The organism is Streptomyces sp. NBC_01317, assembly GCF_035961655.1.
Classification (GTDB): domain Bacteria; phylum Actinomycetota; class Actinomycetes; order Streptomycetales; family Streptomycetaceae; genus Streptomyces.
In genome coordinates this window covers 314696-335967 of sequence record NZ_CP108393.1, presented here as the reverse complement: position 1 = coordinate 335967, position 21272 = coordinate 314696, and the positions used below count along the sequence as shown (strand labels likewise).

Annotated in this window: 23 protein-coding genes; 17 read left to right on the top strand and 6 right to left on the bottom strand. The window is 72.5% G+C overall.

Annotated features, from left to right (window positions below):
* The first annotated feature begins 29 nt into the window (after window positions 1-29).
* The 10 genes from OG349_RS01305 to OG349_RS01260 all read left to right on the top strand — a co-directional run bounded on the left by OG349_RS01305 (window position 30) and on the right by OG349_RS01260 (window position 8647).
* On the top strand, window positions 30-1175 hold the full coding sequence (locus OG349_RS01305) for an acyl-CoA dehydrogenase family protein (protein WP_327232778.1): 1146 nt from the start codon (window positions 30-32) through the stop codon (window positions 1173-1175).
* Window positions 1172-1873: a phosphoribosylanthranilate isomerase gene (locus OG349_RS01300; protein ID WP_327232777.1), complete on the top strand. Its 702-nt coding sequence runs from the start codon at window positions 1172-1174 to the stop codon at window positions 1871-1873. Before OG349_RS01305 ends, OG349_RS01300 begins: the two co-directional genes overlap by 4 nt.
* A complete protein-coding gene (locus tag OG349_RS01295; protein ID WP_327232776.1) occupies window positions 1870-2580 on the top strand; it encodes an indole-3-glycerol-phosphate synthase in 711 nt (236 codons plus the stop codon). Before OG349_RS01300 ends, OG349_RS01295 begins: the two co-directional genes overlap by 4 nt.
* A 36-nt stretch (window positions 2581-2616) precedes the next feature.
* Entirely contained in the window at window positions 2617-3606 is a 990-nt protein-coding gene (locus OG349_RS01290; RefSeq protein ID WP_327232775.1) for an alpha/beta hydrolase, read from the top strand.
* A gap of 134 nt (window positions 3607-3740) precedes the next feature.
* Complete coding sequence (gene metF / locus OG349_RS01285; protein WP_327232774.1) at window positions 3741-4703, top strand: methylenetetrahydrofolate reductase [NAD(P)H]; 963 nt, start codon at window positions 3741-3743, stop codon at window positions 4701-4703.
* Window positions 4704-4840: 137 nt separating this feature from the next.
* Window positions 4841-5437, top strand: a complete 597-nt coding sequence (locus tag OG349_RS01280; RefSeq protein WP_327232773.1) for an anthrone oxygenase family protein — start codon at window positions 4841-4843, stop codon at window positions 5435-5437.
* A gap of 281 nt (window positions 5438-5718) precedes the next feature.
* Window positions 5719-6519 carry a putative protein N(5)-glutamine methyltransferase gene (locus OG349_RS01275; RefSeq protein ID WP_327232772.1) on the top strand — a complete coding sequence of 267 codons (801 nt, stop codon included), beginning with the start codon at window positions 5719-5721 and terminating at the stop codon, window positions 6517-6519.
* 182 nt (window positions 6520-6701) lie between these two features.
* On the top strand, window positions 6702-6998 hold the full coding sequence (locus tag OG349_RS01270; RefSeq protein WP_327232771.1) for a hypothetical protein: 297 nt from the start codon (window positions 6702-6704) through the stop codon (window positions 6996-6998).
* 156 nt (window positions 6999-7154) lie between these two features.
* Window positions 7155-8138 carry an aldo/keto reductase gene (locus OG349_RS01265; RefSeq protein WP_327232770.1) on the top strand — a complete coding sequence of 328 codons (984 nt, stop codon included), beginning with the start codon at window positions 7155-7157 and terminating at the stop codon, window positions 8136-8138.
* A 305-nt stretch (window positions 8139-8443) separates the two neighbouring features.
* Window positions 8444-8647 (top strand): cold-shock protein, encoded by a 204-nt coding sequence (locus tag OG349_RS01260; protein ID WP_327232769.1) that lies wholly within the window; start codon window positions 8444-8446, stop codon window positions 8645-8647.
* Between the two features lie 109 nt (window positions 8648-8756).
* On the opposite strand, the gene OG349_RS01255 is transcribed toward OG349_RS01260, so the two are convergent.
* Window positions 8757-9113 carry an HGxxPAAW family protein gene (locus tag OG349_RS01255; protein WP_327232768.1) on the bottom strand — a complete coding sequence of 119 codons (357 nt, stop codon included), beginning with the start codon at window positions 9111-9113 and terminating at the stop codon, window positions 8757-8759.
* A gap of 117 nt (window positions 9114-9230) precedes the next feature.
* Between OG349_RS01255 and OG349_RS01250 the strand changes: the two genes are divergently transcribed.
* The gene (locus OG349_RS01250; RefSeq protein WP_327232767.1) at window positions 9231-9743 is read left to right on the top strand and encodes a MarR family winged helix-turn-helix transcriptional regulator; all 513 of its coding nucleotides are present in this window, start codon (window positions 9231-9233) and stop codon (window positions 9741-9743) included.
* A gap of 36 nt (window positions 9744-9779) precedes the next feature.
* Here OG349_RS01250 and OG349_RS01245 read toward each other — a convergent pair whose 3' ends face one another.
* The 3 genes from OG349_RS01245 to OG349_RS01235 all read right to left on the bottom strand — a co-directional run bounded on the left by OG349_RS01245 (window position 9780) and on the right by OG349_RS01235 (window position 12059).
* Entirely contained in the window at window positions 9780-10583 is an 804-nt protein-coding gene (locus tag OG349_RS01245) for a fibronectin type III domain-containing protein (protein ID WP_327232766.1), read from the bottom strand.
* Window positions 10584-10637: 54 nt separating this feature from the next.
* On the bottom strand, window positions 10638-11114 hold the full coding sequence (locus OG349_RS01240; protein WP_327232765.1) for a hypothetical protein: 477 nt from the start codon (window positions 11112-11114) through the stop codon (window positions 10638-10640).
* 288 nt (window positions 11115-11402) lie between these two features.
* A complete protein-coding gene (locus OG349_RS01235) occupies window positions 11403-12059 on the bottom strand; it encodes a histidine phosphatase family protein (protein ID WP_327232764.1) in 657 nt (218 codons plus the stop codon).
* 162 nt (window positions 12060-12221) lie between these two features.
* On the opposite strand from OG349_RS01235, the gene rpmG reads away from it, so the two are divergent.
* On the top strand, window positions 12222-12386 hold the full coding sequence (gene rpmG / locus OG349_RS01230) for a 50S ribosomal protein L33 (RefSeq protein ID WP_327232763.1): 165 nt from the start codon (window positions 12222-12224) through the stop codon (window positions 12384-12386).
* Between the two features lie 64 nt (window positions 12387-12450).
* Complete coding sequence (locus tag OG349_RS01225; RefSeq protein WP_161306796.1) at window positions 12451-12711, top strand: type B 50S ribosomal protein L31; 261 nt, start codon at window positions 12451-12453, stop codon at window positions 12709-12711.
* Window positions 12712-12951: 240 nt separating this feature from the next.
* Here OG349_RS01225 and OG349_RS01220 read toward each other — a convergent pair whose 3' ends face one another.
* Entirely contained in the window at window positions 12952-14064 is a 1113-nt protein-coding gene (locus tag OG349_RS01220; RefSeq protein WP_327232762.1) for a DNA alkylation repair protein, read from the bottom strand.
* Between the two features lie 115 nt (window positions 14065-14179).
* On the bottom strand, window positions 14180-14746 hold the full coding sequence (locus OG349_RS01215) for a putative glycolipid-binding domain-containing protein (RefSeq protein ID WP_327232761.1): 567 nt from the start codon (window positions 14744-14746) through the stop codon (window positions 14180-14182).
* Window positions 14747-14861: 115 nt separating this feature from the next.
* On the opposite strand from OG349_RS01215, the gene OG349_RS01210 reads away from it, so the two are divergent.
* The 4 genes from OG349_RS01210 to OG349_RS01195 all read left to right on the top strand — a co-directional run bounded on the left by OG349_RS01210 (window position 14862) and on the right by OG349_RS01195 (window position 21271).
* Entirely contained in the window at window positions 14862-16352 is a 1491-nt protein-coding gene (locus tag OG349_RS01210; RefSeq protein WP_327232760.1) for an acyl-CoA synthetase, read from the top strand.
* Complete coding sequence (locus tag OG349_RS01205) at window positions 16345-17679, top strand: carboxyl transferase domain-containing protein (RefSeq protein WP_327232759.1); 1335 nt, start codon at window positions 16345-16347, stop codon at window positions 17677-17679. Before OG349_RS01210 ends, OG349_RS01205 begins: the two co-directional genes overlap by 8 nt.
* 73 nt (window positions 17680-17752) lie before the next feature.
* Window positions 17753-19096, top strand: coding sequence for a DUF2510 domain-containing protein (locus OG349_RS01200; RefSeq protein WP_327232758.1), 1344 nt, complete (start codon window positions 17753-17755; stop codon window positions 19094-19096).
* Between the two features lie 696 nt (window positions 19097-19792).
* Window positions 19793-21271, top strand: coding sequence for a UDP-N-acetylmuramoyl-L-alanyl-D-glutamate--2,6-diaminopimelate ligase (locus OG349_RS01195; protein WP_327232757.1), 1479 nt, complete (start codon window positions 19793-19795; stop codon window positions 21269-21271).
* Window position 21272: the final 1 nt, after the last annotated feature.

Genomic DNA, 21272 nt, shown 5'->3' with positions numbered 1-21272 from the left:
CGGTCCGTACGTACATCGAAAGGCTCGCCGTGATCCGCTGGAACGCCGATCAGACCGACCTGCGCGAGGGCCTGGCACGGTGGGGCGAGGCCCTCAGCGCCGGCCACATCGAACAGGACGAACAGGCCACGTTCTCCTGGGACAAGTGGAAGCTGATCCGGGAGACCGGCATTCTCGGACTGCCCTTCGGGGAGGAGTGGGGCGGCCTTGGACAGTCCCTGCTCACCACCATGCACGTGCTCGAAGGCCTGGGCGAGAACTGCCGCGACTCGGGGCTGAGTTTCTCGGTCACCACCACCATGGCCAGCACAGGCGTCCCCGTGGAGCAGTTCGGCACGGCGGCCCAGAAGGACAAGTACCTCACCCGGATCTGCTCGGGCGAGACGATCGGCGCCCACGCGATCACCGAGGCGGAGAGCGGCTCGGACGCCATGGCGATGACCACCCGGGCCGTCCGGGACGGCGACCACTTCGTCCTCAACGGCGGCAAGATCTTCGTCAGCAACGGGCCGGTCGCCGACGTCATCGTCGTCTACGCGCGTACGCGCCCGGACGGCGGAGCCCTCGGCGTCACCGCGTTCCTCGTGGACCGGGACACTCCCGGTCTCGTCATCGGCAAACCCACCAAGAAGATGGGCCTGCGCACCTCACCCATCAGCGAGCTCTACTTCGACGACTGCCGCGTCCCCGCCACCCAGGTCCTCGGCCGCGTCGGCGGAGGGTTCCTCGTGCTCGACCACGTGATGAAACGGGAGATCCTCTACTCCTTCATCGTCAACGTGGGGGAGATGCGGCACCGTCTCGGCCGCCTCGTCGAGCAGGCGAGGACCCGCCGCTCCTTCGGGAAGACCATCGGCTCCTACCAGGCCGTGGCGAACAAGATCGTGGACGCGAAGATCCGACTGGAGACGGCCGCCAAATGGCTGTACGACACCGGTGAACGCCTCGCGGCCGGCGAGAACGTCACCACCGACCTCGCCATCGCCAAACTCCTCACCAGCGAATCCAACCTCGCCACCAGCCTGACCGCCGTCCAGCTCTTCGGCGGCCACGGCTACATGACCGAGTACGGCCTGGAGAAGGACGTACGCAACGCCGTGGCCGGCACCATCTACTCCGGCACCAGCGAGATCCAGTACAACCGCATCGCCTCGATGATGGGCCTCGGCCAATGAGCGTGCCGGCCGGCGTCCTCAAGGTCTGCGGAGCCACCGAACCCGCCGACATCGCCCTGCTCGCCGCCCACGGGGCCACCTGCGTCGGCCTCTGGCACGGGGTGCCCGGCGGCCATGCGGACCTGCCCGGGGACCGGCTGGCCGGCCTGGTCTCCGCCGCCCGTGCCACCGGCCGCCTCGAACCGGTCCTCGTCACCTTCCTCGGCGACCCGGACGCCCTCGCCGCCGTGGCCCGACGCACCGGGCTCCGCTGGCTCCAGCTGCACGCCTACCAGCCGCCCTCCGTGGTCAGGGCGCTGCGCTCCGCCCTGCCCGACGCGGTGCTGGTCAAGGTGCTCCACCTGCGCGACGGCGCCTGCCTGGAACGCCCGCTGATCGGCGCCTACGAACGGGCCGGCACGGACCTCTTCCTCCTCGACACCACCACCGAGGACGGCCGGATCGGCAGCACGGGACAGTCCCTCCGCGCAGACGACGTACTGGACCTGCTGCCGCGCCTCACCCGGCCGTTCCTGCTCGCCGGGGGCATCACCCCCGCCCACCGCCCCGGCCTCGAAGCCGTCGTGAGCCACCCCGGGTTCCGCGGCGTCGACGTCGACACCGCGGCACGCGACGGCCACGGACGCTTCGCGGCGCCGGCCGTCACCGCCCTGGCCCGCGCCTGGCGGACCGTACCTCTCCTGGAGGAGACCAGATGACCGCCCGTTTCCTGGAAGCCCTGCTGGCCGCCGAGCGCCCGCTGGTCATGGAGGTCAAGCGGCGTGACGCGCACGGCTACGACCTGCTCGGCGGACGCACCCCGGCCGCGATCGTGGAGTCGTACGAACGCGCGGGCGCGCCCTGCATCTCCGTGGTGACGGGCCGCTGGTTCGGCGGAACGACGGCCCTGCTCCGCGATGTCGCCGCGCTCACCGATCTGCCCCTGCTCCAGAAGGACTTCATCACCCGCAAGGACCAGCTGCGGACCGCCAGGGAGCTGGGCGCGTCGGCCGTCCTGCTCACCGCCGCCCTGCTGCCCAGGTCCAGCATGCGCACCCTGATCTCCGGCTGTCTCGCCGAGGGCCTCACCCCCTTCGTGGAAGTGACCCAGGAGGCGGAACTCGACGGGCTGCCGCACGCCGAGGAGTGCGTGGTCGCCGTCAACAACAAGGACATCAAGGTCAAGGAGAGCGATCGCGGAGACCTGGACCGGAGCATGGCCCTGCTGCCCGCCCTCCGCGCGTCCGGTACCCGGTGTCCGGTGAGCGCCAGCGCCATCGACAGCCCGGTCGCCGCCGCGCGCCTGCTCGACGCGGGCTTCGCGGGCCTGCTGGTCGGTACGTCGCTGCTGCGCACCGACAGCGCGGCCGGCTGGCTGGAGGACCTGGACCGTGCCAGGGTCCGGCCACCCTCCCGCACGCCCTGACCGCCCCGTCCGTACCGCTCCTGGAGACCACCACCCATGACCGCTCCGGCCGACACCACACCACCGCCCGGCCCCGCCCTCGGCTCCGGCCCCGCCGCCGCTCCTGACCCCGGCCCCGTTCCCGTTCTCGGACCCGATCCCAGCCTTGTCCCCGCCGTCCGGCCGATCCTCCTGGACGCCGGCGGGGTCCAGGTGTCCGGCCTGCTCGCCGAACCGGCCGGTGTCCACGACGGCACCGGCGGCGCGCCACGCGCCGTCATCGTCGCCGTGCACGGCCGCGGCATGTGCGCCGAGTACTTCAACGGCCTGACCGACCCGCTCAACTCCCTGCTCACCCTGGGCGCGCGGCTCGGCCACACCGTACTGGCGCTGGACCGCCCCGGGTACGGGCTGTCCGCGCGGCAGCTCCCGGAGGGCCACTCCCTCGGCGAACAGGCGGTCGTCCTGCACACCGCGCTCGCCGCCTTCGCCCACACCCACCCCACCGGGGCCGGCTTCTTCCTCGCCGCCCACTCCGACGGCGGCAAGGTCGCCTTCCACATGGCGGCCGCCGAAGCCGGCGGGTCGCTCCTCGGCCTGGACGTCAACGGCTGCGGCTGGCAGTACAATCCCGAGGCCCGCCACTTCCCCGACACCCTCGGCGGCGGCGCGTCCCGGCTCAACTGGGGCCCGCTGCACCTCTATCCGCCCGGTACGTTCCGGGCGAGCCGCTCCCTCCTCCAGCGGGTCCCCCGGCACGAGGCCGCCCAGACCGCCTCCTGGCCCGCGCAGTACCCGCGCCTGGCCGGCCGCGTCACGATCCCCGTACGCCTGACGTTCGCGGAACACGAACTGTGGTGGCGGCTCGGCGAGGAGGACCTCACCGCGATGACGGCCCTCCTCACCGCGGCCCCGCACGTCACGGTGGAGCGGCTGCCCGAAGCCGGCCACAACATCAGCCTCGGGCACGCGGCCCGCGCCTACCACCTCCGGGCGGTGGCGTTCCTGGAGGAGTGCCTGCTCCGCGGGCACACCGGCGCGCGCTGACCGCCACGGGCGCGGCCACCCGCCGCTGATCACCACGGGGGACCACCATGCGGCCACGGCGGAACGCAGCGCCACCCGGCGGCTACTCTGCGAACTCACAGGCGCCTCGAACGACTTCAGGAAGGACCTCCGCCATGGCGGCAGAGACCGCAGACCGTCCGCCGTACCCCAAGACAGGCCCCCGTGCCCTGCTGTCCGCGCTGTCAGCGCCGTCAGGGGAGAGGCGCTCGTTCTCCTTCGAGTTCTTCCCGCCGAAGACCGAAGCCGGGGAACGCACCCTCTGGAACGCGATCCGCCGCATCGAACCGCTCGCCCCCACCTTCGTCTCCGTCACGTACGGCGCGGGCGGCTCCTCGCGCGACCGCACGGTCGAGGTCACCAAGCGCATCGCCGCCGAGACCACCCTCACCCCGGTCGCCCACCTGACGGCGGTCGGCCACTCCGTCGCCGAACTGCGCCACATCATCGGCCAGTACGCGGACGCCGGCATCCGCGACGTCCTCGCCCTGCGCGGCGACCCGCCCGGCGACCCCCGCGCCGAGTGGGTACGCCACCCCGAGGGCTTCGCCCAGGCGAGTGAACTGGTCACCCTCATCAGGGACCTGGGCGACTTCACGGTCGGGGTGGCCGCCTTCCCCGAGCGCCACCCGCGCTCCGCCGACTGGGACACCGACATCCGCCACTTCGTCGCCAAGTGCCGTGCGGGCGCCGACTACGCCATCACCCAGATGTTCTTCGACGTGGACGACTACCTGAGGCTGCGCGACCGGCTGGCGGTCGCCGGCTGCACCACCCCGATCATCCCGGAGATCATGCCCGCCACCGACGTGCGGCAGATCCGCCGCTTCGCCGAACTCAGCGACGCCCGCTTCCCCGACCATCTGGCCCAGCGTCTCGAAGCCGCCAGGGACAGCCCCGCCGACGGCCACCGGATCGGGGTCGAGCACGCCACGGCGATGGCCGAGCGGCTGCTCGCCGAGGGCGCCCCCGGCCTGCACTACATCACCCTGAACCGGTCCACGGCCACGCTGGAGATTCACCAGAACCTCGGAGTGAGCGCGCGCGAGGTCCGCGAACCGGCCACCGCCCCGCGCTGAACGGCCTCCCGGCGTGCCGGACTTCCGGTGGGCGGGGTTGGACGCAGGGACATGCACCTGAGCTTTACAACTATGTACCGTCTCAGCGCCTTCGACTTGACTGGAACCATGAGGCGGACGTCAGACAAGGAACTTCGATGAGTCACTACCCTCCCGGCACCCCCCACCCCTACGTCGCCCACCCGCCGCCGCCCGTGGCCGCCCCGGTGCGCCGCAGCAAGGCGGCCGGGCCCCTGCTGATGATCGCGACCATCACCATGGGTCTCATGGCGGGCCTGTTCTTCGCCTTCGACGTCTCCGTCATGCCCGGTCTGGCCAAGGGCGACGACCGCACCTACGTCACCGCGATGCAGAACTTCAACGCGCTGATCGACGGCAGCGGGCTCTTCGGCATGGTCTTCGTCGGCGCGCTGCTCGCCACGGGCATCGCGGTGTTCCTGGAACACCGCCAGGGCCGCCGGGCCGCCGCGCTCTGGATCGCCGCCGCCGCGGCGCTCTACCTGGTCGCCCTCGTCATCACGTTCAGCGTCAACATCCCGCTCAACAACGAGCTGGCCGCCGCCGGGGACCCCGCGAAGATCACCGACTTCTCGGTCGTCGACAAGTTCAAGGACACCTGGGTGGCCACCAACATCGTGCGGACCCTGGTCTGCACCGCGGCCCTGGGCTTCCTCGCCCGCGCCCTGGTGCTGCACGGGCGCGGGACCTCCCCGCTGCGCCCCGGCGCCGTCTGAGCCCCCCTCAGCGGCACCGCCGGACCGCAGGTGACGCGCCCGCCCTTCCCGAGTGGCTCCCAGGGGAAGGGCGGGCGCCTCGCCGTCCGGAGCGGGTCTGTCCCGCGCCGCCCAGGGCCGGCGCGGCCTCGGGTAGAGTGAAGCCGTCCGTCAGCAGTGAGCGATCGAGGAGGTGGACCCCATTACCGCTGTATCAGGCCGGGTGCTCCCCCTCACGGCCGTGCGGTCCGACCGGCCCAGGTGACCGCGGGAGCGCCCGAAGGCGTTCCCGAAAGGCTCCGATGCCGGTTCCACCGTCACTTCTCCCCCTCTCCACTGTGGTCAGCAGACTCCGCGCCGCGGGCTGTGTCTTCGCCGAGGACGAGGCGCGACTGATCCTCTCCACGGCCCGCACCCCCGCCGAACTCACCTCCATGCTGGACCGGCGTGTCCACGGGCTTCCCCTCGAACACGTCCTGGGCTGGGCGGAGTTCCGGGGCCGCCGCATCATCGTGGACCCCGGGGTGTTCGTCCCGCGCCGGCGTACCGAATTCCTCGTCGACCAGGCCGTGGCCCTCGCGCGCCCCGGCGCCGTGGTGGTCGACCTGTGCTGCGGCTCGGGCGCCCTGGGCGCGGCGCTCGCCGCCGAGCTGGACGGGGTGGAGCTGTACGCCTCCGACATCGACCCCGCCGCCGTCCGGTGCGCCCGCAGCAATGTCGCCGCCGCGGGGGGCCGGGTGTACGAGGGCGATCTGTACGACCCGCTGCCCGCGGAGCTGGCCGGACGCGTCGACGTCCTGCTCGCGAACGTGCCGTACGTCCCCACCCGGGAGATCGCGCTGCTGCCCCCGGAGGCCCGGCTGCACGAGGCGCGGGTGGCGCTCGACGGGGGAGAGGACGGTCTTGACGTCCTGCGGCGGGTGACCGCCGGGGCCGCGCGCTGGCTGGCCCCGGGCGGCCGGCTGCTGTTCGAGACGAGCGAACGCCAGGCGGACCGGGCCGTCGCGACGGTCGCCGGGGACGGGCTGCTCCCGCGCACGGTCACCTCAGACGAGCTGTACGCGACGGTGGTCATCGGCACGAACGCGCGCGCCCTTCCCTGAGACGGCCGGGAGCGCCGGGCGGGCCGCTCGCACCCTGCGCGCCGGGCGGCCCGATCATCCGTACGCCGAATGCCGCGTGCGAGGTGACGTGACCGGTGAGGTCTCGTTGGGGAGGCGAACCAGGCCGGGCGGTGTGCGGGAGCCGGACGCCGTCGGCCCCCGACGCGCGACCGGAGAGAGCCATGACCACTGCTCACGCCCCCCACCCCGACCACGCGCACCGCCACGGCGAGGGCTGCGGCCACGTGGCCGTCCCCCACGGCGACCACGTGGACTACGCGCACGACGGGCACCTCCACCAGGTCCACGACGACCACGTGGACGAGTGCGAGGCCGCCGCCCACGCGCCGCACGGCGAGCACGGCCACCGGCACGGCGAGGGCTGCGGCCATGTCGCCGTACCGCACCGCGACCACGTGGACTACGTGCACGACGGCCACCGGCACGCCGGGCACGACGGCCACTGGGACGACCACTGAGCCACGGCCGCGTGTGCGTGTCCGTGTGCTGGTACGTGCGCCGGTACGTGGGCGACGCGTGAACGGGCGGGTGGCCCCCCGGCGTCCCAGGGGGCCACCCGCTCTTCCCGGGGGACGGCCGTGGGAGCGCTCTCCGGACCACGTAGCATCACCCGTATGGAGCAGCGTGTACTGGGCAGGACGGGACGAGACGTCTCCGTCGTAGGACTGGGAACTTGGCAGCTGGGCGCGGACTGGGGGGACGTGACCGAGTCGGACGCGTTCGCCGTCCTGGACGCGGCGGTCGAGTCGGGGGTGACCTTCTTCGACACCGCGGACGTGTACGGGGACGGCCGCAGCGAGCAGCTGATCGGCCGCTATCTCAAGGACCGGCCGGACGCCGGGATCTTCGTCGCGACGAAGATGGGCCGGCGGGCCGAGCAGCTTCCGGAGAACTACACCCTGGACAATTTCCGGGCGTGGAACGACCGTTCCCGGGCGAACCTCGGCACCGACACGCTCGACCTGGTCCAGCTGCACTGCCCGCCGCCGGCCGTCATCGAGTCGGACGCCGTCTACGACGCGCTCGACACCCTGGTGGACGAGCGGCGGATCGCCGCCTACGCGGTGAGCGTCGAGACCTGCGCCGAGGCGCTGGCGGCCATCGCCAGGCCCGGCGTCGCGAGTGTGCAGATCATCCTCAACGCCTTCCGGCTCAAGCCGCTCGAAGAGGTGCTGCCGGCCGCCCGCGAGGCGGGTGTCGGCATCGTCGCGCGGGTGCCCCTGGCCTCCGGCCTGCTGTCCGGGAAGTACACGAAGGACACGGTCTTCGCCGCCGACGACCACCGGACGTACAACCGGCACGGCGAGGCGTTCGACCAGGGGGAGACCTTCTCCGGCATCGACTACGAGACCGGCCTCGCGGCGGCGGCCGAGTTCGGCGAACTGGCCCCCGAGGGCGCCACGGCGGCCCAGACGGCCCTGCGCTGGATCGTCCAGCAGCCCGGCGTCACGACCGTCATCCCCGGCGCCCGCTCCGTCGCGCAGGCCCGGGGCAACGGCGCGGCGGCGGAGCTGCCCGCCCTGCCGCAGCCGACCCTGGACGCCGTCAGGGACCTGTACGACCGGCGGCTGCGCGCCTCGGTCCACGGGCGCTGGTAGGCACCGCCTCCGCACACGGGAGAACCACGCGGCCGATCGGCGTTGATCGGGAGATAAAACGGGATGATCGTGGGCCGATTGCCGCGCCAGGGTGCGGCACGGCTGCAAGAGTTGGTCGTTTCTGTGGCTGTATCGCGTTGCGCCATGTAGCGTCTTGATCAGCTGTCGTGGTTCCGAAGTACCGCTCGCCCGTGACGCACCGTCACGGGCGTTTGTGCTGTTCAGCGTCTCTGCGGACCAAGGCGATCACCTCCGGTTCCCCGTACCGTGCGGGGGACCATGCGTCCCGGATACGGAGATTCACCATGGCCAGTGGAACAGTGAAGTGGTTCAACTCGGAAAAGGGCTTCGGCTTCATCGCGCAGGACGGCGGTGGCCCCGACGTGTTCGCGCACTACTCGAACATCGCGACCTCCGGCTTCCGCGAGCTCCAGGAGGGCCAGAAGGTGACCTTTGAGGTCACCCAGGGCCAGAAGGGCCCCCAGGCGGAGAACATCCTCCCCGCCTAAGGGCTGAGAGCGGAGCCGTCCCGCCCGCGAGGGCACGGACGACAGGGCGCCGGTCCGACGGGTTCACCCCGCCGGGCCGGCGCCCGCTTCTGTTCCCGCCCGTGGCGGCTCAGGCCACGGGTTCCGTCGCTGCCGCCGTCGTACGGGCCACCTCCCCGCCGGCCGCCGGCCGCAGGGCCAGTCGGCACCCGGCGCAGTCGCCGTGCCCCTCGGCCGCCGTCCGGTCGCGGACCCGCCAGTTCCACTGGTCGGCGGTACGCGGCCCCGGCGGCTTCCCCCAGCCGATGAGGTGCAGCACCCAGGTGACCAGCGCGGCCACGGCCACCACGCCGAGCCCCAGCCAGATGCCCGGCGCCCACGCGGCGCACAGCGCGGCGCCCGCGCCGGCCGTCCCGGCGCACGCGGTGACCGTGCCCGTCCACCCCGCGACGGTGTGACCCAGGTCGACGTCGCCATGCGCGCTCATGGGGCTTCCTCTCTCCCTCGCATGTGCTTCCCGGTAACGCGGCAGCCGTGTGCCGCGCCTAGACTTCGCACGTGGGGAAGTTATCTCACGTGCTAAGTAACTTAGATGCTAAGGAGAATGGTGGGCAAGGGCAACCCCCGGCCGTCGGCGACCCCTGCGGAGGCACTGGCGAGGATGGACCGGGTCATGGCGCTGAGTTCCGTCGGCCAGCATCGGGTGGCCGAGGGGCTGGGCATCAACATCACCGATCTGACCTGCCTCGGACACATCCTCGGGGCGAGGGAGAAGCCGATCGGCGCCGGGGAACTCGCCGCGCTGGCCAATCTGACCACCGGCGGGGTGACCGGTGTCCTCAACCGGCTCGAACGGGCCGGGTACGCGCACCGGGAGCCGGACCCGGCCGACCGGCGGCGGATCAGGGTCGTCGCCGACCCGTCCACGGCCGCCCGGCTGTACGCGGTCTACGGCTGCCTCTACGAACGGCTCAACGGCCTGTTCGCCGACTATGCGCCGGAGGAGATCGCCGTCCTGGTCGACTGGTTCACCCGCGCCGAGGAACTGATGCGCGTCTCCCTGGACGAGATGCCGGCGCGGCTCGAAGCGCAGGAGCCGGCACCGGACCGGCCTTGACGGGACGGAACCGACCGTGACGGGACGGACCGGAGATCACCGGCCGCCGGCGCCGGTCTCCAGGTGGACGATGTTGGACTGCTCCCCGTACACGAAGGCCCGTACGCGGTAGGACGCCGTCTTCTCGTCCGGCAGGGTGATGAGGCCGAAGGAGTTGATGTCCGGGTCCAGGACGGCCACCGGGCGGTACGTCTCGCTCCCCGACGGCCTGGTCTCCAGCAGGAAGCCGTCCTCGTCCTCGGCGTGATCGGTCCAGGTGAATCCGATGCCCGCCGCGTGCATGACCGTCGCCCGGAGGTCGCCCGGCGCGGCGGCGTCCGCCGGCTGTGTGCTCCCGCCGGCAGAGGTCTCCCCGCCGGCCGGCGCGTCCACGACCGGGTGGGTGTCGGCCGGCGGCCCGTCGACGGTGCGGGGCGCCGTCCAGGTGTGGTCGTCCTCCTGGTCCTCCGCCGTCGGCTCCCCCGGAGGGAGGGTGACCTCGACGGGCGCCGAGGCGGGGCCGGAGTAGGGCCGCAGCCGGTAGAAGAAGGGGGTGTGCGGCATGAGGTCCGGGTGCTCGTACTCCGTCCGGCCGGGCGCCAGGAACTCCAGCACGGTGTACGGACCCGTGGGCTCGGTCGCGAACTCCAGTACGCGGCCCGCCGCGCCCGGCTCGTCGCCCTTCCAGCGCAGGATCGCGTCCACCGGGGATTTCAGTTCTCCGGTGAGCGTGAGGCCGCCGCCGGGCGGGGCGGGGCGCGCGGCCCTCGTACGGTCCGGTGTCGCGTCGGGTGACGCGGTGCAGCCCGCCAGGGCGAGGAGGAGCACCACCATGGCCGGGGTGCGCGGTTGTGGAAGCACGGAGGGGGGTCCTTCTGGCGTGTGGGGGGAAGGGCGCGATCCGGGAGGGACGGTCTACTTGCTCCAGAACTTCACGTTGCTCCACACGACCGTGGCGGGCCCGCTGCCGCTGTCGGTGCGGTACGCGCCGAACTTGTCGTAGAAGCTGCCGCCCGGACTGCTGTAGGTGTGCTTCAGCGAGCCGTTGATGTACGTACGGTGCGAAGTGCCCACCTGGTGCACGGTGTTGACCCGGACCGTGGCACCGACGGTGCCCGCGGTCGAGAGAGTGGTGCCGCCGTGCACGGCGTACAGCCGGCCGCCGCGCTCGGCCGCCAGCATGAAGTACGGCCCCGAGGCGGACTCGTTGAACGTCTGCTTCAGGCTGATCCGGGTGCCGCCCATGGCGGCTATCCGGAAGTACCCCTCGAACTGGCGGGTGCCGCCGGTGTACGTGGCGTACCTGCGCTCGGCGCGCTGGTCGCCGCTCGCGGTGGAGCAGGTCAGGGTGAAGGTCAGGTTGTCGACCTGGCCGCAGCCCCGTTCCTGCACGGTGAAGGAGGGGGAACTTGAATTCCACCCTCCCGGTTCGACTTCCGCATGAGCGGCCGGAGCCGCCATGAGAAGTGCGGAAGCGGCGGAAAGGACAGCGGCGATACGGGTTTTCCGGGACACGTCTCACGTCTCCATTTCCCAAATGGCTTGGGCGACAGAGTAGAAGCACGTGCGGTGGCCGACAAGGGATTCAGAGGAAGTCGACGAAGTTCAGGGATATGAATGCGCGTATGGCGCGAATGGCGCAAATCTGGAGATGAATTGAGCCTGGAAGGGGGTCGATATTCAGCCTGCTGAACGGGAGGACAGTTTTTTCTTTCCCCGCGACGCGGCCCGGAAGCTGCTTGCCGGGACCGTGAGATTCCAGGCTGTAATGACAGGATTGCCGTGTTCCAGGCCGAGTCGTGACACCGTTCCCGTGGTCAGCTGGAAAAGCGCGCCGGCCGCCGGGCTCAGTCCGAGATAACGCGCGGTGAGTACACGCAGGAAATGGCCGTGCGACACGAGCGCGATGTCGTCGTCGCCCGCCCGCAGGGTGTCCATGATCCCGCCCAGCACCCGGTCGGCGCGGGCCCCGACGTCGCCGGGCTGCTCGCCGGGGTGGTCGGCAGGACCCGGGGGCACCCCGTCGGTCCACAGGCTCCAGTCCGGCCGGGTCGTGTGGATGTCCGCGGTGGTGATGCCCTCGTACGCGCCGTAGTCCCATTCGTGCAGGTCAGAAGTGATGCGCGGGTCTTTGAGCCCGGCCAGTTCCGCCGTACGCCGGGCGCGCGCCAGCGGGCTGACGAGCACAAGCCCGATGTGGCGCTCCCGCAGCAGCGGCGCCACGGCGCGGGCCTCGTCCTCGCCGTGTGCCGTCATCGGCAGGTCGGTGGACCCGGTGTGCTGCCCGGACAGCGACCAGGCCGTCTCGCCGTGCCGTACGAGGATCAACTCACCCATGGATGACGTCCCTGCTTTCCGCTGTCCGCGCTCCGGCCGTCCGGAGTCACCCCCAGTCTCTCCTGTCCCAGGGGCCGGGACGTGGCGGGAATGTCACAACGGGGTGGTGTGTTACAGAGACGTACCGCTCGATGGGAGCGATATCGAGAGTCTGGAGCCCCCATGGCACGCAGCGAAACCCGTCCGGTCGTGACCCTCCGGTCGACGGCGGGCACCGGCCAGGCGTACGTGACGCGCAAGAGCCGGCGGAACAATCCCGACCGCCTTGTCCTTCGTAAGTACGACCCGGTCGCCGGCGAACACGTGATGTTTCGCGAAGAGCGCTGACCGCCCGGCGTCGTACCGAACGCCCCGTCCCACCCCCTCCACCCGTACCGAGGAAGGATTCCGCATGAAGCCTCGTATCCACCCCGTTTCCCGTCCGGTCGTCTTCCGGGACCGCGCCGGCGGAGCCGCCTTCCTCACGCGTTCGACCGCTGACTCGGAGCAGCGTGTGGAGTGGGAGGACGGCAACACCTACCCCGTCATCGACGTGGAGATCTCGTCCGCGAGCCACCCGTTCTACACCGGGCGTGGCCGTGTCGTGGACACCGCGGGCCGAGTGGAGCGCTTCGAGCGCCGCTACGGCAAGCGTGAGACCCCCACCGACTGACTCCCGCCGGGGCCGGCGAGGCCCTGGGGTGTACGACTCCTCTCGGAGACCGGAAGCCGGCCGTCGCATCCTGAACCAGGGTGTGACGGCCGGTTTCCGCATGTGGTGGGGCCGGACAGGCCTGGCCGCGTGGCACAGTTCACACCGCCGACGGGCGGCCGCGCGGAACGCGCCGGTGTGATCGGGCGTTCCTCAACCGTGGGCCCTGGCCGGCATCCCCCGAACCGGCCGGGGCCCCTTTCATGCCTCCGGCGGCACCTGGAGTTGGAAGACGGCCCGGCCCCGCGCCACCCCGTTGACCTGGACCTCCAGCGCGTGTTCCCCGGCGTGGAACGTCCGCGTGGTGATCGGTTTGAAGGACCGGCGGCGGGCGAGGACCACCGTCTCCCCGGGGGCCAGGGTCACGGTGGTGAGCTTGAAGACCTTCGGGGCCGTACCGCCGTTGGCCTTGCGGTAGTGGACCACGTAGTCGACCGCCAGCCGCGTCTCCGCCGCCGAGTCGTTCGTCAGCGTGACCTCGAACGGCAGCTCGTCCCCGACGGACAGCGCGGTCGCGCCGAGGACCGGGCCCGAGACCGTCAGGGCCGCGGGCGGCGGGAATCCCAGCAGCCCGAGCGCCCCGGGATGGCCCTGCTTGACGAGGGTCCGCAGCGCGTGGCGCACGACCTTCGTGGTGGTGCCGTCGGGAGCCGCCGCCCACGCCGTCGCGACACGCACCGCCAATTCCGGGCTGGTGTGGCTCACGTCGTTGAGGTGGTTGGCGACCGACCGCCGCACATACTCCGACGGGTCCCGGTACAGCGCGTCCAGGATCGGGACCGTCGCCTCCGGCCGGTCGGCCAGCGGCTTGACCCGTACGGCCCAGGGCAGGCGCGGCCGGGTCCCCTCGCTCGCCAGCCGCCGTACGTGCGCGTCCGGATGAGCGGTCCACCCCTGGATGTCCGCGAGGGCGCGGTCCAGGTCGGCGTTGAGCAGGCGGCGCAGGGCGAACTCCGCGGTCAGCCGGGGCGTGAGATCGGCCAGCAGCGCCAGGGCGTCGTCGAACGCGCGCGGATCGTCCGAGGCGAGCGCCCGGGTCGCGACCGCGTCGGTCACCGGCCAGATCATCCAGCCCGTGAACTCCGGATCGTCCATGGCCGACCGTACGGTCTTGTCGAAGTCGGCGTAGGCCGCGGGCAGATCGGTCAGCAGGGCCTCCCGCAGCAGGTCGTTGCGGGCCCGCAGCCCGACCCCCGCGAGCGACGTGGCGGCCCGGCGCAGGGCGGACAGCTCCCGTTGTGGCGCGACCGCCTCCAGACAGCGGACCAGGCCGGCGGCCGCGGCGGGGCTGATGAGTTCGTCTGCTGTGGGCACTGACTTCTCCCTGAGGGGCGGTGGCTCGGTTCGTCGGTGGATCGTTGGTCGGCAACGGGTCGGCAACGGGTCGGCCGGCGGCTGGTCGGTCGTGGTGCGGAGGACGTCCGAGTGGTCAGACCTCCATGCGGTGCGCGAGGTCCGGGTAGTCGAGGACCAGCCCCGCCGCGTCGAACTCCAGGTCCCTGCGGAAGCCGCCCGACGTGAAGCGGACCAGTCCGCCGCGCCCGGTGCGCCGCAGGTGGGTGTACGTCTGCCGGGACGGGTGCACGGTCAGATCAGGTACGGACACCCACGCCATCAGGAACGCCGCCCCGCCGGGACCGGCGTGGAGCCCGTGCCGCAGCACCGGCATGGAGTTGGTGAGGGGACACAGGCCGAGGTCGCAGTCGAGGGCCCCCGCCAGCTCGGGCCGCAGCCGCCCGTCCACGGTCCACGCCCCGTCCTCGTCCCGGCGCAGATCGAGGGCGCGCGTACCGGCCGCGCTCTCCACGCCGACGCGCAGCGCCCGGGTGACGAAGCCCGGGCCGGTGTCCAGTTCGTACGAGATCCAGTACGGCTCCGGTGCCGTACCGACCGCTCTGCCACGGGCGTCCAGCCGGTCCTCGCCGAGCGTCACCCAGCTGGTTTCGTACCCCTTGCTCTCCCTGATGTCCCAGGTGAGGACGTGTGATGCAGCCATGTCCCGCACTCTAGGGCAGGGGTCTGACACTCCCGGGTGCCCCGCGTGCGGGCACACTGGTGGCCGTGGTTCCATCCGGCCTTCCCGGCAGTGCCGACGTCAAGGAGAACGACGCGTGACCCCACTCTTCCCGGCCCTCGCCGCGCGTGCGGACCGGCCCGCGCTCCAGTTCGGCGACCACACCCTGACGTACGCCGAACTCGCCGACGACGCGGGCGCGCTGGCGCTGCGGATCGCCGGTGCGCGGCGGATCGCGGTCTGGGCCACGCCCACGCTCGGCACGGCGGTGGGTGTCGTGGCCGGGCTGCTCGCCGGGGTGCCCGTCGTGCCCGTCAACCCGAAGAGCGGGGAACGCGAACTCGCGCACGTCGTCACCGACAGCGCCCCGGACCTTGTCCTGGTGGAGGCAGGTGTCGAACTGCCGCCGGGACTCGCCGCACCGGAGCGGGTGGACATCGTGGCGCGTGCGACCCGTCCGGGTTCACTTCGGGAGAGGGGGACGGACGGCGTGCCCACGGGCGACGGTCCCGCGCCGCTGCCTCCCGAGCCGTCCCCCGAAGCGCCCGCGCTGATCGTCTACACCTCCGGGACCACCGGGCCGCCCAAAGGGGCCGTCCTGCCGCGCCGGGCCCTGACCGCCTCCCTGGACGCGCTGGAGGACGCCTGGCAGTGGACCGCCGACGACGTCCTCGTCCACGCGCTGCCGCTCTTCCACGTCCACGGACTGATCCTCGGCGTCCTCGGCCCGCTGCGCAGGGGCGGGTCCGTGCGCCACCTCGGCAGGTTCGACACCGCCGGGGTCACGCGGGAGCTGTCCTCCGGGGCCACCATGCTCTTCGGCGTACCGACGATGTACCACCGCGTCGCCGAGGCGCTGGCCGACGATCCGGCACTGGTGAAGGCCCTGACCGGGGCGCGGCTCCTGGTGTCCGGCTCCGCCGCGCTGCCCGTGCACGACCACCGGCGGATCACCACGGCCACCGGGCGCGCGGTCGTCGAGCGGTACGGCATGACGGAGACCCTGATGAACACGAGCGTGCGCGCGGACGGTGAACCGCGCGCGGGCACGGTCGGCGTTCCGCTGCGGGATGTCGAACTGCGCCTGGTCGAGGAGTCGGGCGAATCGATCGAGGCGTACGACGGGGAGACGGTCGGCGAGATCCAGGTACGCGGCCCGAACCTCTTCACCGCCTACCTGAACCGGCCGGACGCGACGGAGGCCGCCTTCGCGGACGGCTGGTTCCGCACGGGCGACATGGCGGTCCGCGACCCGGACGGCTACGTCCGTATCGTCGGCCGCAAGGCCACCGACCTGATCAAGAGCGGCGGTTACAAGATCGGCGCCGGGGAGATCGAGAACGTCCTGCTGGAGCATCCCGGGGTACGGGAGGCCGCCGTCACCGGCGAACCCGACGCGGACCTCGGCGAGCGGATCGTGGCGTGGGTCGTGCCACGGGACGCCGACGCGCCGCCGTCCGCCGAGGAGTTGGCGGATCACGTCGCGGGCCAGCTCGCGGCGCACAAACGGCCGCGTGTGGTGCGCTATCTGGACGCCCTGCCCCGTAACGACATGGGCAAGATCATGAAGCGGTCGCTCCGTGGCTGACCGGTCGAGCGCCCGCGAGGCCATCGCCGGGGTGACCGGTGGCGGTGACTTCGCCGAACTGCCCGCGCCCGAGGACATCTCCGCGCCGGACGGACCGCTGGCCTGGGAGGGGTACGGCGAGCAGCGGCGGCGCGCGCGGCGGACGACCGGCGAGGCCGAGTCCGTCGTCTGCGGCACCGCGTGGGTCGGCGCCACCCGGGCCGTGCTGATCTCCTTCGAATTCGGCTTCCTCGGCGGCTCGTTGGGCGAGGCGACGGGCGACCGGATCGAGGCCGCCCACACCCGGGCGCGCGAGGAGGGACTGCCGGTTGTCTCACTCATCGCCACCGGCGGCAGCCGGATGCAGGAGGGCATGCGCGCCCTGCGCCAACTCCAGCGGGTGGCACGGCAGTCGGCGCTGACCCGGGAGGCCGGCCTGCCCCAGGTGGCCGTCGTCCGGGACCCGACCACCGGCGGTGGCTGGGCCACCCTGGGCGCGGGCGCCGATGTCGTACTGGCGCTGCCGGACGCCCAGATCGGCTTCGCCGGCTCGCGGGTACGGCCCGTGGACGCCGACCCCCACGCGTACACCGCCCAGGCGCAGTTGACGGCCGGTCAGATCGACGCCGTGGTGGCGCCGGAGGCGCTGGCCGCCACGGTCGGCAGCTGGCTGGCACTGCTCACCGGTGGGGTCCGCGCGGACGCCGCGCCGCCGCCCGACGGTCTCGGCGACACCCCGCTGCCCGCCACCGGCCGGGAAGCCGTCCTGCGTGCCCGGGCAGCCGGACGCCCGCGTGCCGGGGCGTACCTGGACGCGTACTTCACCCGCCGGGAGGAGGTCACCGGCGACCGCTGCGGGGGTACGGACCCCGGGATGCTCTGCGGGTTCGGCGAGAGGGCGGGCCGTACCTACGCGTACGCGGCGCAGTGCGGCACGGCCACGCTCCCGGCCGGGTACCGTACGGCGGCGCGGCTGATCCGGCTCGCCGACCGGCTGGGCATCCCCGTCCTCACCCTGGTGGACACGCCGGGCGCGGCCAACGACGCCGAGGCGGAACGCGCGGGGGTGGGGGCGGCCGTCGCGGACGTCTTCGCGGCGGTGGCGGCGGCGCGGGTGCCGATCACCACCCTGCTGATCGGCGAGGGCGGCTCGGGCGGCGCGCTGGCGCTGTCGGCGCCGGACAACACGTGGGCCACGAAGGACAGTTACTTCTCCGTCATCGCGCCCGAACTCGCCACGGCGATCCTCAAACGCGCCCCTGACGAGGCGGGCGCGACGGCCGACCAGCTCGGACTGCGGCCGCAGGACCTGCTGGAGCTGGGGGCGATCCGGGGGATCGTGCCGTGAACGGCGGCCTCCCCGTATTAATTCTCATGGGCCTCTCACCGGCTTTTCAGTTGGCATGCTTAGGCTTGGACGCGTGACGTATTCGACTCCCCCCGGCTGGCATCCCGATCCAGGGCACACAGGCGACGGCCCCCGCCTCGAACGATGGTGGGACGGATCGGCCTGGACCGAAGAGCTCCGTTCCGCCACGCCGGACCGGGAGCAGAACCAGGAGCAGGATCCGGGCCCCGTCCGGACACAGGAAGCGGACCAGATCCACGAACCGGATCAGGCCCAGGCCCACGTCCGGGACGCGGCCCTGGCCCAGGACGCGGGTCTGGCCCAGGACCCGGCTCAGGCGCAGGACCCGGATCGGCCCGATCAGACCCTTGTCCAGGGCGCGGTCGACCGGCCGCACGGCCCGGACCTGTTCAAGGGCACGCCTCCCGCGCCCGTTCCGGACCCGGTCGACGGCCACCCCGCCACGGTCACGGCGCCGGTCCCCGTCCCCGGTCCCGGTCCCGTGCCTCCCGCGCCGCCCGCCGGGGCGGGTTGGGGCCAGCCGCAGTACCCGCCGTATCCGCTGGGCACGGCACCCGGGACCGCCCCCGGCACGCCGAACCGCAAACGGCGGATCGGGTTCGGGGCGATCGCCGCCGTCGTGGTGCTGGCCATCGCGGGTGGCTCCTTCCTGCTCGGGCGCGGCACCGACGACAACAGTGACAACACCTCCGCGGCGGGCGACGGGGGTTCCTCCGCGGCGCCGTCACTGCCCGGCGTGCCCGGCCCCGGGCAGCGCGGCCGGAGCCCCGCGCCCGACGCCCCGCCCGGGCAGGGCGAGGGCGGCAGCGGCGGAGGCGGCGAGGACGGCGCTCCCCAACTGCCCCAGCCGCAGACCGAGGACGGCTTCGCCACCGACGGGGCCAGCGGCATCAGCATTCCGGTCCCCACGAGCTGGAAGGGCGAGTCGGGCCCGATCGGCGCCGGGGTGACGACCGGGGACTACCCGTGCCCCGGGGAGACGTCGCAGACCTGTGTCCTCGGCGGGGTGTTCTCCGCCCCGGCCGCCGCGCTGGAGATCAACGCGAAGACGGCCAAGGACGCGGCCGAGAAGGACATCGAGGCCAACGCCAAGGATTCCTACGGCGGCGCCACGTACGGCGAGATCTCCTCGCACCAGCAGCTCAAGGCCGAAGCGGTGACCGTCGCCGGCCAGAAGGGCTATCTGGTGCGCTGGAAGGTCGTCACGAGCAAGGGCGACGACGGTTACGTCCAGTCGCTGGCCTTCCCGTCCCCCGCCAACCAGGAGCTGATCGTGATCGTACGGTCCGGGTTCGACGTCAACGTGAAGGCGCCGAAGCTCACCGTCATGGATGACATCACGAAGGGGATCAAGAAGGCGGCGGGCGGCGGCACCGGCACCGGACAGGGCGTCTGACCCACCCGTCGCCCCCCTCCGGCCCCTGGGAGACACCAGAGGCACCTGAGGCACCACGCTGTGGCACCACGCACTCCCGCACGCGATCGCCGGGCGGACCGGAACAGGTCCGCCCGGCGTCGCCGTGTCCGGGAGCGGCGGCCGGCCCGCGCACGACGGAGCCGGGAGCGCCCCTCTGGCCGTACACTCGCCCCATGGGTTGCACACGTGTGGTGAGGGAGTGCCTGCGACAGGGCGCCTGCGCACTGTGCCCGGCCGCCGCCGACGCGGTGTCCTCAGGCCCCGGCCCGGTGTCCGCACCGGAAGCCGGTTGTCGCGCCCTGCACGGCCACGGCTAACACCCCGCCTGCACCGCCGCCGACCCGCCTGAACCGCCGTCCCGCCCGCACCTTCCGTCCGGCCGTCGCTGGCCGTCCGCGCCCTCATCTCGCCCCCGCCGCACGGGACTTCACCGCACCCGCACCCGCTTGACCGCCGCAGCCGCACCCGCCTCCACCGCCGCCGTACCAGCACGCCCCCCACCGCAGCACATCCCACCGCAGCGCGCCGCCCGCCGGGCCGGCCCTGTGGCGTCCGGTCCGACCCGGACGCCGTCACCGCCCGCACCACCCCCGTCACGCGACGCCACCGCGACCCGTCGGCGCCTTCCCGGCGCCCGCGGCGACCCGGCCGTATCGCGCCTTCGAGAGGACCCCTGTGAAGTTGAGCGCACTGCTCGCCGGGCACGACCACGAGATTCTTCAGGGCGATCCGGAGACGGTGATCACCGCGGGAACCGCCTTCGACGCCCACCGGGTGTCACCCGGATCGCTGTTCATCGCGGTGCCCGGACACCGCGAGGGCGGCCCCGAGTCCGTCGGCCCCGCGCTCGCCAGGGGCGCGGTCGCCGTCCTGGTCGACGCCGGGGCCCCGGACCTGCCCGCCTCCGTCTGGGCGGACACCGACGTCTGCGTGGTGCGCGTCCAGGACACCCGCACGACGGCCGCGGTGGTCGCCTCCCGCTACTACGGCGAGCCCGGGCGCGCCATGGACATGGTCGCCATCACCGGCACCAACGGCAAGACCTCGGTGTCGTACATGGTCGAGTCGGTGCTGCGGCTCGCCGAGGGCGCCACCGTCGGGGTCATCGGGACCGCGGGCAGCCGGATCGGCGACGAGCTGATCCCCATGCCGAGGTCGGTGCTGACCACCCCCGAGTCGCCGGACTTCCAGTACCTGCTGGGGCGCATGCGGGACCGCGAGGTCGGTACGGTCGTCCTGGAGGCCACGTCCATGGGGCTGTTGACGCACCGCGTCGACCACTCCTTCATCGACGTCGGCATCTTCACCAACCTGACGCAGGATCACCTGGACGACCACGGCACGATGGAGAACTACCGGGACGCCAAACTCCGGCTGTTCCAGGGGCTCTGCCGCCGCGCCGTCGTGAACGCCGACGACGCCGTGGGCGCCGGGATCGTCGCGCTGATGCCCGGGGCCGTGACGACGTACGCCCTCGACACCGACGCGGACTACCGCGCCACCGACCTCACCGTGGACGCCTTCGGCACCCGCTTCACACTGCACCACGAAGGGCGCAAGTACCCGGCGGCCATCCCCGTACCCGGCCGCTACTCCGTCGCCAACGCCCTCGCCACCGTGGCCGCGTGCCACCTCCTCGGACACGACCTGCGCGGACTGGTCGCCGCCCTCGACCGGATGCCGCCGATCCCGGGCCGCTTCGAGCGCTTCGAGACCCCGGCCGGCACCTCGGTCGTCGTGGACTACGCGCACTCGCCCGACTCGCTGGAGAAGGTGCTCACCACCATCCGCGGGTACGCCAAGGGCCGGATCGTCACCGTCTTCGGCTGCGGCGGCGACCGCGACATCACCAAGCGGGCCGAGATGGGCGAGATCGCCGGCACCTACTCCGACCTGTGCGTCCTCACCTCGGACAATCCCCGCGACGAGGACCCCGAGGCGATCCTGGACCAGATCGCGCCGGGCATCACCGCCACGGGGACGCCCTTCGAGCGGCTCGCCGACCGCCGCGCCGCCATCGCCCACGCGCTGGCCGCCGCGGGCCCGGACGATGTCGTGCTGATCGCCGGCAAGGGCAGCGAGCCGTACCAGATCGTCGGCGAACGACTCGTACCGTTCAGCGACATGGCGACGGTCCGCGAACTCGCCCGATAAA